Genomic DNA, 12,304 nt, shown 5'->3' with positions numbered 1-12,304 from the left:
GCGCCGCGGCGCACGGTCACGGCTGGAGCGATGCGGTCGCGGGCGGCGTGGGCGCGGGAGGCGCCGCGGGCGGCGGCGTGCTTGCGAGCGGCGGCGGCGCGGCCGGCGCAGCGGCGGCCGGCGGCGGCGTGCTCGGTGGCGGCGGTGCGGCGGCCGGCGGTGGCGCGGCCGCGGGCGGCGCGGGTGCGGCCGGCGGCGGCGTGCTCGGCGGCGGCGCGGTGGCCGGCGGCGCGAGCGGCGCGGGCGCGGCAGCCGGCGGCGGCGCGGTGGCCGGCGGCGCGAGCGGCGCGGGCGCGGCGGCCGGCGGCGGCGCGGTGGCCGGCGGCGCGAGCGGCGCGGGCGCGGCAGCCGGCGGCGGCGCGGCGGTCGGCGGCGGCGCGGCGGTCGGCGGCGGCGCGGCGGTCGGCGGCGCGGCGGCCGGCGGCGCGACTGGCGCGGCGGCCGGCGGCGGCGCCGCGAGCGGCGGCCTCGTCGGCGGCGGCGGTGCGCTCGCCGGCGTGGGTGCCGCGGCGGGTGGTGGGAGCGTCTCCGGGGTTGCCGGGACGGTGATCAGCGGCGGGTTGGTGGCCAAGATCGCGGTCGGGGCGGTGCTGCTCGGCAGCACGGCGATGGGCGCGGTGGCCGTGACCAGCGGGCCGGCGGAGCCCGTGGGTGTCCAGGCGGCGGCGACGTTCGCCGTGTCGACACCGACGGCGGCGCCGACCGAGAGCCCGACGGCGACGCCCACGCAGACCGAGACGCCGACGCCGACGCCGACCCCGACGCCCAAGCCCGAGCGCACGGCGACGCCCACCCCCACCTCGACGGCCACGCCGGAGGCCACGCCCGCCCCCGCGAAGACGGCCGCGCCGACCGCCACGCCCGCGAAGACCGCTCAGCCGAAGGCCACCGCCACGCCCACTCCCACCGTCTCCAAGCCGCGCAAGCCGAGATCGCAGCCGAAGAAGGGCAGGGCGCCGGGCGAGACCGCCGTCGACGGCTCCGTCGAGGAGACGCTGCCCGACGCCGTCACGGGTGACTTCAGCGAGTCCGTCCCCGACCCGACGCCGACGCCGAAGCCGCCGCCCAAGAAGACCAAGCCGAAGCCGCAACCGCCCGCCGCGACCGCCCCACCGGCCGCCACGGCAGCGGCGACCGCGACCGCGACCGCGACCGCGACGCCGTAGGGCTACGCGGCCGCGGGCCGGCGCACCGCGCCCGCCCGCAGCGCGACGAACGCCAACAGGCAGATCACGGAGAGCACGAGGTAGGCGACCTCGTCGCCCGCGGCCTGGCCGAGGCGGGCGCCGCCGATGTCACCGATCGCCTGGCCGGTCGCCCACGTCAGGTTCATCAGCCCGAACGCGAGCCCCTGCTCGAGCCCGACCGCGTCGGCGCCGTCGGAGAGCATCGACATCGAGGGCGCCCAGAGGAGCCCGATCACCGGCGACCCGAGCACGATCAGCGCGCCCAGGACCACCGCGCTCTCCGGCCACGGCAGCAGCGAGAACGTCACCGCGCCGCCGATCAGCCCGCCGAGCAGCGGCGCGAGATGCCCGCGGCGGTCGCTGATGCGCCCCGCGAGCGGCGACACGATCGCCTCGAGAGCGGCGCTCATGAGCCAGATCGCGCCGATCGCGGCGGTCGTGGCACCGAGCTCGTCCAGCCGCAGCGGCCCGAGCACCGACAGCGTCCCGAACAGCAGCCCGGGGACGGTGATCAGCAGCAGCCCGGTCCGGACCTGCCCGTTGCGCAGCGCGCCCGCCAGGCCCCGCAGGGAGCCGTCACCGAGCGGCGCCGCCGCGGGCGTCCGCAGCGTCCACGCCATCAGGCCGAGCCCGATCACGGCGACGCCGCAGAACACCAGCTCGAAGCTCGTCAGGTCGGCGAGCACGCCGATGACCGGGCCGAGCAGCGCACCCGCGATCGCGGCGCCCATCGCGGAGCCGATCAACTGCCCGCGTCGCTCGCGCGGGGCCGCGCCCGCCAGCCAGGCCATCGCGCCCGCCCAGGACGCGGCACCGCCGACGCCCTGGACGAATCGCGCGAGGTCCAAGACCAGGATCGAGTTCGCGAACGCGACCGCGATGCTCGACACGACCATCAGCGCCAAGCCGATCAGGACCGTCGGCCGCACGCCCACGCGGGCGGCGAGCACGCCTCCCGGCAGGCCGCCGACGAACGTCCCGACCGGATACGCCGCGGCCAGCAGGCCGGCGCCGCCCTTGGACAGGCCGAACTCCTCCGACAGGTCGGGAAGCAGCGGGGTGATCGCCGCGTAGAACGACGTATCGACCAGGACCACCGCGGAGACGAGGAGAAGGAGCTTGCGCATCGGACTCCGCGAAGGCTAGGTCCCACCCCGTCCGCGGGGGATGCGGCTATCCCCACAAGATCGGGTTCGATTCTCGGACCGTAGGCTTAGGCCCCATGGCCGGTGAGGACACGAACCTGTTCAACGCGAGGCAGACGAATCGCCTGCGCGTGATCCAGGCGCTCTACCGCCATCCGGGCTCGAGCCGGTCGGCGATCGCCGAGATCACCGGCCTCTCGCGACCCACCGTGTCGGCGTTCATGGAGGAGCTCGAGAAGGCCGGGATCGTCGAGCCCTACGAGGACGACGCGCCGCGCCAGAGCGGCGGCCGCCCGCCCGTGCTGATGACACTCGTCCCGCGGGCGGCGTTCGCGGTCGGCGTCGACATGGGCCACGAGCACCTGCGGGTCGCCGTCTGCGACCTCTCCGGCGAGCTGCTCAGCGACGAGTTCTCGGCGATCGACGTCGACCACGCCCCGCACGAGACGATGGACCTCGCCAAGGACATGGTCGCGCGCACGCTCGAGCGCGCCGAGGTCACCCGCGACCACGTGATCGGCGCCGGGATGGCGCTCGCCGCGCCGGTCGACGGCGAGACCGGCCGCGTCTTCGCCAAGGGCATCCTCCCCTCCTGGGGCGGCGTCGAGCCCGTGACCGAGATGGAGCAGCGGCTCGGCCTGCCGGTGCGGGTCGAGAACGACGCCAACCTCGGCGCGCTGGGCGAGCACGTCTTCGGCGCCGGCCAGGGCGTCGACGAGATGGCCTACGTGCGACTCTCAGCGGGCATCGGGCTCGGACTCGTGCTCGCCGGGCGCGCGTTCGGCGGCACGTGCGGGATCGCGGGCGAGCTCGGCCACGTGCGGGTCTCGCGCGACGGCCCGATCTGCCGCTGCGGCAACCGCGGCTGCCTGGAGATGGTCGCCAGCCCGAGCGCCGTCGCGAGGCTGCTCGGCCCCGGTGTCACCGTCGCCGAGTTGCTCGACCTCGCCCGCGGCGGTGACCGCGGCGCCCAGCGGGCGATCGGCGACGCCGGCGAGCTGATCGGCGAGGCGCTGGCGACGCTCGTCACGCTCCTGAACCCGAAGCTGATCGTCGTCGGCGGCGACCTGGCCACGACCGGCGACATCGTGCTGGACCCGATCCGCACCGCCATCCGCCGCTACGCGATCCCGCCCGCCGGAGCGGCGGTCGAGATCGTGCGCGGGACGCTGGGCGAGCGCGCCGAGGTGCTCGGCGCGGCCGCGATGGTGCTGGGCGAGTCCCCGCAGGTCCTCGCCCAGCGCCTGAGTTAGCGCCCTGTGGCCGCAGCGCGCCGCCGCGAGATCGCGTCGACGGAGGCCGCGAGCAGGAGCACGAGGCCGTTGATGATGAACTGCACGCCCGACTTCTCGGTCACGAGCGGGAGGCCGTTGGCGATGATCGCCACGACCAGTCCGCCCGTGACCGCGTCGACGACCCGGCCCCGCCCGCCGAACAGCGACGTGCCGCCGATGACGGCTGCACCCACCGCGTACAGCAGCGTCTGCGCGCCGCCGGTGGTGGGCGAGACCGAGTTGTCGCGCGAGGCGAGCAGGATGCCCGCCACGACCGCCAGCGTCGAGCCGAGGATGAAGCAGATCGTCTTGATGTTCGGCACGTCGATGCCGGCTCGCCGCGCCGCCTCGGCGTTGCCGCCGACGGCGTAGACGTGGCGGCCGAACCCGGTCCGGGTGAGCAGGAACGTCAAGGCGACGAACAGCACCGTCACCACCGGGACGACCCACGGGACGCCCTGGATGACGATCGGCGCGCCCGCCCGCTGGCGCTCCTGGTTGAGCAGGAAGGCCGCCGCGAGCACGACGACGGCCAGCCCGGCCACCTTGGCCACCCAGACCGACAGCGACTGCGCCGGCAACCCGGCCCGGCGCCGCCGCTGGATCGCCAGGAAGGTGGCGAGCGCGAACCCCGCGATCACCAGCACCGCGAACAGCCAGCCGACGGCGACCGGCATGTTCTTGTTCATGAGGTCGAGGATCGCCTGCGACTGGATGGGGATCGTCCCGCCCTCGCCGATGATCAACAACATCGCGCCCTGCAGGCCGAGGAAGTAGGCCAGCGACACGACGAACGACGGGATGCCCAGCCGCGCCACGAGCAGCGCGATCGTGAAGCCGATCGCCACGCCCGCCGCCAGTGCGACGAGGACCGCCAGCGGCCAGGCCCAGTTGTGCTCGGTCAATGTCACACCGAGGATCGCCGCGCCGGTGCCGGCGGTGAAGCCGGCCGACAGGTCGATCTCGCCCAGCAGCAGGACGAACACGAGCCCCATCGCGAGCACGATGATCGCCGCGCCCTGGTTGAGCAGGTTGGCGAAGTTCTGCTCGGTCAGGAACGAGTCCGGCTGCAGGACGCCGAACACGATCACCAGGATGACCGCGCCGATGACGGCGGGCAGCGCGCCGAGGTCGCCGCCCTTGATGCGCTCCCAGTACGCGCCCGCGGCCTCGCCGATGCCGGTCTCGCCGGGCGTGGTCTCGACCTCGAACTGCGAGACCGGGGGGTCTGCGTGGGTGGCGGTCATGCGGCCGCCGCCAGTTCGGGCCGCAGCCCGAGCTCGCCCGAGCGGCCGGCCGTGATCAGCTCGACCACCTGGGTGTTGGTGACATCGGCCGCCTTGACCTGCGCGACCATCCGCCCGAGGTACAGGCAGGCGATGTCATCGGCGACGCGGAACACGTCGTTCATGTTGTGCGTGATCAGCACGACACCGAGGCCGCGATCGGCCAGCCGGCGCACCAGGTTGAGCACCTGCTCGGTCTGGGCGACGCCGAGCGCCGCGGTCGGCTCGTCGAGGATCACGAGCTTGGAGTTCCACAGCACCGCGCGGGCGATCGCCACCGTCTGGCGTTGCCCGCCCGACAGCGATGACACGCTCTGGCGCAGCGAGTGCAGCGTGCGCACCGACAGCCCTTTGAGCGTCTCGGCCGCCCGCTTCTCCATCTCGGTCTCGTTGAGCGTGAGCCCGGACTTCAGCTCACGCCCGAGGAACATGTTGTTGACGACGTCGAGGTTGTCGCTCAGCGCGAGGTCCTGGTAGACGATCTCGATGCCGAGCGCATTGGCGTCCTTGGGCCCGTGCACGGTGACCGGCTCGCCCTCGAAGAGGAGCTGACCGTCGTCGAACGCGTTGATGCCCGCGATGCCCTTGATCAGGGTGCTCTTGCCGGCCCCGTTGTCCCCCACGAGCGCGGTCACGCGGCCGGCCATGACGTCGAAGTCGACGTCATGCAGCACGTGAACGGCGCCGAAGCTCTTGTTGACGCCTCGGAGGGAGAGGAGCGGTGTCATGCCACGCCGTACTTGGTGCAGGCCGCCTTCAAGGCCGCCGTGGTGCAGATCTTGTCGGCGGTGGTGAAGCCGTCATTGACGACGTCCTTGACGCTGTCTTGGAAGATCGCCTGCGGCTGCAGGAGCACGCTCTTGACCTGCTTGTGGGTCGTGGTGTCCTCGACCTCGCCGGTCGCGGCAGCGGCGGCCGCGGCCTTGTCGCCCTTCGCCAGGTCGATCGCGAGCTTGGACGCCGCGTCGGCCTCCTTGTTGACGGCCTTGTAGACCGTCATGCACTGCGAGCCCAGCAGCACGCGCTGCAGACCTTCGTCGGTCGCGTCCTGGCCGGTGGTCGGGATCGTCTTGGTGTCGCCGTTGCGCTTGAGCACGGCGGCGACCGCGCCGCCGAGGCCGTCATTGGCGGAGTCCACGCCGACGAACTTGCCGTTGGCCTTCGTGAACATCTGCTCGAAGATCGTGCCGGCCTTGGTGTTGTCCCAATCCGGGACGGACTGATCGGCCGCGATCGTGTAGCCCGCGCCCTTGATCGCCGCCTCGTACCCCTGCTTGAACAGGGTCGCATTGTTGTCGGTCGGCGAGCCGTTCAGGAGCGCCACGGGACCGGACTTGTTGCCCTCGGCCTGCATGCACTTCACGAGGCCTTCGCCCTGCGCCTTGCCGACGGCGACGTTGTCGAACGAGACGTAGTAGTCGGCGCCGCCGCCGAGCGTCAGCCGGTCGTAGTCGATGACCGGGACGCCCTGCTGGTGGGCCTTGCTGATGACGGCCGCCGCGGACGGCGAGTCCAGGTTGACGATCATCAACGCGTTGACGCCCTCGTTGAGCATCTGGTCGGCGATCGTCGCGAACTTCGCCTTGTCGCCGTTGGCGTTCTGGATGTCCGACTTCACGCCGGCGGCCTGGAAGGCCTTGGCGAGGAACGGGCGGTCCGCGTTCTCCCAGCGGGCCGATGACTGGGTGTCGGGCAGGATCACGCCGACATAAGCCTTGGAGGCCGGCGTGCTCGTGCTCTTGGCGGCGCCTGAGGACGAGGACGAATTGTCCGATCCACAAGCCGCCACTCCGAGCATGAGGGCGCCTGCCGCGCCAGCGGCCAACACTCGCTTCAACATTTGGTTTGGGTCCTCCGGTGGTTCTTGAAGAGCGGCGCCGGACTAGCGCACGCCCAGCAGCACGTCGACCAGCAACTGGTCGAGGCGCTCGTTGAAATAGCCGCGCTCGGCGAGCGCGTCGAGAGCCCAGGCCTCGTCCTTGAGCGCCTGCGCCTCATCGCCGTCGACGGAGGCGAGCGCGAGCTCGGGCGTCGAGGCGGCCTCCAGGGCCTCCTGGACCTCGGGCAGCGCGTCGAAATGCGCGGCCTTGTCGGCCAGGGTCGTGTAGGTGGTCATGCAACCGCGGACGAAGTCCCAGACCCCGTCGGCGTTCTCGTTGCGATAGGCGTGCGCGTCGAACGCGAGCGGGCCGCCGTAACCGGCGCGCTCGAGCAGGCGCACGAGCAGGAAAGTCTCCTTCAGGTCCTCCGCGCCGAAGCGGAAGTCCTGGTCGTAGCGGCCGATCCGCTGCGCATTGAGGTCGATGTGGAACAGCTTGTCCACCCACAGCGCCTGGCCGACGGCGTGATGGAAGCTCAGGCCGGCCATCGTCTCGTGCGCGACCTCGGGGTTCACGCCGACCATCTCGGGGCGCTTGAGCGTCTCCACGAAGTGCAGCGCGTGGCCGACGGTCGGCAGGAAGATGTCACCGCGCGGCTCGTTCGGCTTGGGCTCGATCGCGAACTTGAGGTCGTAGCTGTTGTCGACGACGTAGTCGCTCAGCACGTCGATCGCCTCGCGGTAGCGGTCGAGCGCGTGGCGCGGGTCCTTGGCCACACCGGCCTCGGTGCCCTCGCGGCCGCCCCAGAAGACGTAGACCTCGGCGCCCAGCTCGGCGGCGACGTCGATGAAGTTCATCGCCTTGCCGATCGCGGCGCGGCGGACGCGGCGGTCGTTGGAGGTGAAGGCGCCGTCCTTGAACGCGGCGTGCCCGAACAGGTTGGTGGTGGCCATGCCGACGCCGAGGCCGGTGTCGTCGAGCGCCTGCTTGAAGCGCGCGACGATCCGGTCGCGCTCCGCGGGTGCGACGCCCCACGGGATCAGGTCGTCGTCATGGAGGCTCACGCCCCACGCCCCGAGCTCGGCGAGCTTGTGGACGGAGTCGACGGGATCGACGACCGCGCGGGTGGGCCCGCCGAAGGGATCGCGTCCCGGATTGCCGACGGTCCAGAGGCCGAACGTGAAGCGATGCCGCTGCTTCGGCGCCCCGCTTGAAGGGGTGGTCGCCGGGGCCGTGTGCGTCATCTGTGTGTCTCCTCCACGTTCATGAAAACTGTTCTCAAAGACTATCGACGGATAGGGAATCTTCAATGAGATTTTCGCCGAATTCTCACGTTCTCATGTGAATTGATCCTCTATTGACATCGGGTTAAGCAGATTCTTACCGAACAGGGAGAGTGAAGGACGACAGCGGGCAGCCGGCCGCGCAGGCTGCGCGAGCCGGGCCCTACGGATGCCGCGCAGCGCCGCGTGCGCCGCGCGTCAGCGGCGCTTGAGCGGCGCGTAGTCCGTCATCATCTTGCGCTCGGAGCCGTCGGCGGCGAAGCGCACGACGGCGATCCCGCCCGGCTCGAGGCCGATGACGACGCCCTCGCCGAGCTTGGCGTGGATGACGTCCTCGCCCACCCGGAAGACCGAGTCGCCGGTCTCAGGCGCGGCCTCGGCGCTCGCCGCGGCGGCGCCCGCCCAGCTCGCGACGCGGCCCGGGGCCGGGTAGCCGGCCGCGATCCGCTGCTTCTGGTCGGTGAGCTCGCGCGGGATCTCGTCGAGGAAGCGCGAGCGGATCGTCGGGCCGCCCATGCTGCCCCCGAACGCGCCGCGGCGGCGTGCGTACGTCAGGGTCAGGTCGCGCATCGCCCGCGTGAGGCCGACGTAGGCGAGCCGGCGCTCCTCGTCGATGTTGCCCTCCTCGATCGAGCGCGAGTGCGGGAACGTCCCGTCCTCCATGCCGATGATGAAGACGATCGGGAACTCGAGGCCCTTGGCGTTGTGCAGGGTCATCAGCGTCACGAGGCCCTCGTCGTCGCGGATCGTGTCCGCGTCGGCGAGCAGCGCGATCTGCTGCAGGAACTCGCCGAGGTTGCCCTCGGGATTGTTGGCGTCGTACTCCTGCGTCACCCGCACGAGCTCCTCGAGGTTCTCCAGCCGGCCCTGGGCCTCGATCGTGCGCTCGGCCTCGAGCGCCTCCTTGTAGCCGGACTCCTCGAGCGTCTCAGCCAGCACCTGCGCCACCGGCGCGCCGGCCTCCGCCCGCTCGCGCAGCCGCGTCATCGTCGACATGAACCGCTCGAGCGACTTGCGCGCCGCCGTCGCCAGGCCTGGGATGTCGTCGACCGCCGCGTCCCACACGCTGATCCCCATCGCGGCGGCATGCGCGAGCACCCGCGACATCGACGTCTGCCCCAACCCGCGCCGCGGTGAGTTCGCGATCCGCGTGAACGCCGTGCCGTCCTGCGGGTTGACCAGGAACGTCAGGTACTGCACCGCGTCCTTGATCTCCGCCCGCTCGTAGAACTTCGTCCCGCCGATCACCTGGTAGCCGATCGCGGCCCGCACGAGCATGTCCTCCAGCACCCGCGACTGCGCGTTGGTGCGGTAGAAGATCGCGATCTCCGCCCGCGAGACGCCCTCGTCCACGAGCCGGTTGACCTCCGCGGTGACGAACCGCGCCTCGGCGTGCTCGTCGGCCATCTCGCGCACGCGGACCGGGTCCCCCTCCCCCACGTCCGTCCACAGGTGCTTGGCCATCTGCCCGCGGTTGTTGGAGATCACCGCGTTCGCCGCGTCGAGGATCGTCTGCGTCGACCGGTAGTTCTGCTCGAGCTTGACGACGTGCGCGTCGGGATAGTCGTCGGTGAAGTTGAGGATGTTCTTGATGTCCGCGCCGCGGAACCCGTAGATCGACTGCGCGTCGTCGCCCACCACCGCCAGGTTCCGGTGCTCCGACGTCAACAGCTGAAGCCAGCGGTACTGGACGTGGTTGGTGTCCTGGTACTCGTCGACCATCACCCAGCGGAAGGCGGAGGAGTAGCGGTCGCGCACCTCCTGGAAGAGCTCCAGCAGGTTCACCGACCGGACCAACAGGTCGTCGAAGTCCATCGCGTTGGCACGGTGGAGCTCGCGCTCGTACTGCTCGTAGACGTCGGCGACGGTCTGCTCAAAGAAGGAGCCGACGAGTTGGCGGTAGTCCTCAGGGGAGCGGAGCTTGTTCTTGGCGTCGGAGATCTGGGTCTGCATCGCGCGCGGCGTGAAGCGCTTGACGTCGACGTCCAGATCGTCAAGGCATTTCTTTATGAGGCGGCGCTGATCGGCGGAGTCGTAGATCGTGAACTGGCGGGTGTAGCCCAACCGGTGCGCGTCGGAGCGCAGCATCCGCGCGCAGGCGGCGTGGAAGGTCATCACCCACATCGCGCGCGTCGCGCGGCCGACGAGCAGCTCGACCCGCTCGCGCATCTCGGCGGCGGCCTTGTTGGTGAAGGTGATGGCGAGGATCTCGCTCGGCTTGGCCTGGCCGGTGCGCAGCAGGTACGCGATCCGGTGGGTGAGCACGCGGGTCTTGCCCGACCCGGCTCCGGCGAGGATCAGCAGCGGGCCTTCGCCGTGGACCACGGCGTCCCGCTGCGGCGGGTTCAGGCCCTCCAGCAGGGCGTCGATGGCAGCGTCGGTCGGCACGGCACCAAGCACGCTAGCGCCCCGGGTGGACGAACATCCGTTCGCGGCTGAAGTAGGGTCCGCGCACGTGACGCTCACGGACGACATCCGCGCCGCCGCGGCCCGTGTGGCCGCCGAGGCGACGAGCGTCCGCATCGAGCACGACACCATCGACGCCTACGCCCACGCGCTCCCGGCCGAGTCCCCGCCCACGCCGGACCTCGAGGGCGCCGACGACGAGACACGCGCCGCCTTCAGCCTCCAACTGAACGCGATCAACTTCGGCAGCGGCTGGTTCCCCACGATCCGCAAACCCGAGGGCCTGAGCGGCTTCCGGACGATGGAGGCCGCGCTACGCCGCCGCGGCCCGTGGACGGCCGCGCAGCTCCGGCAGCTCACCCGCCGACAGGTCGCCGACACCTTCGGCCAGGACCCCGAGCACCCGCTGATGGGCCACTTCACGCGTCACCTCAACGAGCTGGGCGAACGCATCGACTCGAGCTTCCTCGCCTTCGCGCGCGCCCACGAGACCGTCGAGGCCCTCGCCACGACGCTCTCCACGTGGCCGACCTGGTTCGACGTCTCCCCCTACCCCAGCGGCGACGTCCCCTTCTTCAAGCGCGCCCAGATCGTCGCCGGCGACCTGGCCCTGACGCGGCTGGGCCCGACCGAAGGCCGCGAGCGCCTGACGCTGTTCGCCGACAACCTCGTCCCCCACGTGCTGCGCATCGACGGCGTCCTGATGTTCGACCCCGACCTGACACGCCGCATCGACGAGGGAATCCTGCTCGAGCACGGATCGCGGGAAGAGGTCGAGATCCGCGCCGTCGCCCTGCACGCCGTCGAACTGCTCGTCCAGGCGCACCCGCACCCCACCACCGCCGCCGACCTCGACTGGGTCCTCTGGACACGTGGAGCACAATCCCGCTACAAGGCGCATCCCCGACACCGCTCCCCCACGACCGCCTACTGAACCTCCATGCTCGACCGCTTCCTCGAGGCACGCCGGGCCGACGACCTCGTCGTCCTCGAAGGCTTCGAGGCGCTCGAGAACGCCATGCGCTTCGCCGAGGACGTCCTCGACGTCGCGGCCGGCGACCCCGAGGCCATCGCCGCGCGGCTCGAGCCCGCGCTCGCCAACCGCTTCACCACGCTGGTCACGAAAGAGGGCCTGCCGAGCGACGACGTGCTGGTCGTGGCCAAGCGCCCGCCGTTCGAGCCGCACCCCGGCGTCGCGATCCACCTCGCGAAGGCCACGCCCACCGACCTCGGCCGCGCCATCCGCGTCGCCGCCGCGGCAGGCGTCGCGACCGTCTACACCGACCAGGACCCGTGGACCGAGGAAGCGGTCAAGGCGTCGCACGGCCTGCATTTCGCGCTCGCGGTCGGACTCGCCGACGGCACGTTCCCCGCGCTCGCGTTCAGTCCCCGGACGAAGGTCGCGACCCGCGCGGGAACGACGCTCGACCTCCCGAGCGCCCTCGCCGCCGCGCTCTACGGCGCCTTGAACGGCAAAGTCTGACCGCCGGCCTTCTCGGCCTCGACGAGGAAGACCGTGCCGGACCGCATCGGGAACGGCATCCCGACGTACTTCATCGAGAGCTCGTCGATCAGCACGAGCGCCTCCTCGCCCTTGACCGTCTCGACCACGCGCCCGCGCAGCCACCCCGTCCTGTACGGGTTGGACGAGTCGACCAGCGAGATCGCCAGCCGCGGGTCGCGAGCCAGGTTGCGCGCCTTGCGCGAGCGGTCCTGGGTGAAGAAGTAGGCGTGCGGCCCGTGCACGCCCGCCCAGACCGCCACCGAGTGCGGCGAGCCGTCGGGGAGCAGCGTGGCGATGTGGGCGATGTTCGCCCCGGCGAGCAGGTCCCGCACTTCCTCAGGCAGATCGGCCACGCGCTTCCTCCAAAGGTCGAACGGAGGGCCGGCCGGACAGCCGGCC

General features: G+C 71.7%; 10 protein-coding genes and 1 pseudogene. 4 read left to right on the top strand and 7 right to left on the bottom strand.

Annotated features, from left to right (window positions below; translation table 11 throughout):
• A pseudogene (locus G569_RS64355) lies at positions 1-1,166 on the top strand (hypothetical protein); the annotation flags it as partial.
• A gap of 2 nt (positions 1,167-1,168) precedes the next feature.
• Here the strand turns inward: G569_RS64355 and G569_RS0142655 are convergent.
• Positions 1,169-2,314, bottom strand: coding sequence for an MFS transporter (locus G569_RS0142655; RefSeq protein ID WP_028067938.1), 1,146 nt, complete (start codon positions 2,312-2,314; stop codon positions 1,169-1,171).
• Between the two features lie 95 nt (positions 2,315-2,409).
• Here G569_RS0142655 and G569_RS0142650 point away from each other — a divergent pair, with 95 nt between their 5' ends.
• Positions 2,410-3,585 (top strand): ROK family transcriptional regulator, encoded by a 1,176-nt coding sequence (locus tag G569_RS0142650; protein ID WP_028067937.1) that lies wholly within the window; start codon positions 2,410-2,412, stop codon positions 3,583-3,585.
• Here the strand turns inward: G569_RS0142650 and G569_RS0142645 are convergent.
• The 5 genes from G569_RS0142645 to G569_RS0142625 all read right to left on the bottom strand — a co-directional run bounded on the left by G569_RS0142645 (position 3,582) and on the right by G569_RS0142625 (position 10,383).
• The gene (locus G569_RS0142645; protein ID WP_084286325.1) at positions 3,582-4,853 is read right to left on the bottom strand and encodes a sugar ABC transporter permease; all 1,272 of its coding nucleotides are present in this window, start codon (positions 4,851-4,853) and stop codon (positions 3,582-3,584) included. The genes G569_RS0142650 and G569_RS0142645 overlap by 4 nt on opposite strands.
• A complete protein-coding gene (locus G569_RS0142640; protein ID WP_028067935.1) occupies positions 4,850-5,620 on the bottom strand; it encodes an ATP-binding cassette domain-containing protein in 771 nt (256 codons plus the stop codon). Before G569_RS0142640 ends, G569_RS0142645 begins: the two co-directional genes overlap by 4 nt.
• On the bottom strand, positions 5,617-6,732 hold the full coding sequence (locus G569_RS0142635) for a sugar ABC transporter substrate-binding protein (RefSeq protein ID WP_028067934.1): 1,116 nt from the start codon (positions 6,730-6,732) through the stop codon (positions 5,617-5,619). The genes G569_RS0142640 and G569_RS0142635 overlap by 4 nt, the downstream gene beginning before the upstream one ends.
• 42 nt (positions 6,733-6,774) lie before the next feature.
• Positions 6,775-7,956, bottom strand: coding sequence for a xylose isomerase (gene xylA, locus G569_RS56415; RefSeq protein WP_053227823.1), 1,182 nt, complete (start codon positions 7,954-7,956; stop codon positions 6,775-6,777).
• A gap of 237 nt (positions 7,957-8,193) precedes the next feature.
• Positions 8,194-10,383, bottom strand: coding sequence for an ATP-dependent helicase (locus G569_RS0142625; protein ID WP_245602766.1), 2,190 nt, complete (start codon positions 10,381-10,383; stop codon positions 8,194-8,196).
• 67 nt (positions 10,384-10,450) lie between these two features.
• On the opposite strand from G569_RS0142625, the gene G569_RS0142620 reads away from it, so the two are divergent.
• Together G569_RS0142620 and G569_RS0142615 are read left to right on the top strand one after the other, a co-directional pair.
• Positions 10,451-11,335 (top strand): queuosine salvage family protein, encoded by an 885-nt coding sequence (locus tag G569_RS0142620; RefSeq protein WP_028067932.1) that lies wholly within the window; start codon positions 10,451-10,453, stop codon positions 11,333-11,335.
• A 6-nt stretch (positions 11,336-11,341) separates the two neighbouring features.
• The gene (locus tag G569_RS0142615) at positions 11,342-11,884 is read left to right on the top strand and encodes a hypothetical protein (RefSeq protein ID WP_028067931.1); all 543 of its coding nucleotides are present in this window, start codon (positions 11,342-11,344) and stop codon (positions 11,882-11,884) included.
• On the opposite strand, the gene G569_RS0142610 is transcribed toward G569_RS0142615, so the two are convergent.
• A complete protein-coding gene (locus G569_RS0142610) occupies positions 11,857-12,258 on the bottom strand; it encodes a TIGR03618 family F420-dependent PPOX class oxidoreductase (protein ID WP_028067930.1) in 402 nt (133 codons plus the stop codon). The genes G569_RS0142615 and G569_RS0142610 overlap by 28 nt on opposite strands.
• Positions 12,259-12,304 lie beyond the last annotated feature (46 nt).

Source organism: Solirubrobacter soli DSM 22325 (genome assembly GCF_000423665.1).
GTDB classification, from domain to species: Bacteria; Actinomycetota; Thermoleophilia; order Solirubrobacterales; family Solirubrobacteraceae; genus Solirubrobacter; species Solirubrobacter soli.
The sequence above is the reverse complement of the archived record's forward strand: the minus strand, read 5'-3'. Positions and strand labels throughout refer to the sequence as shown.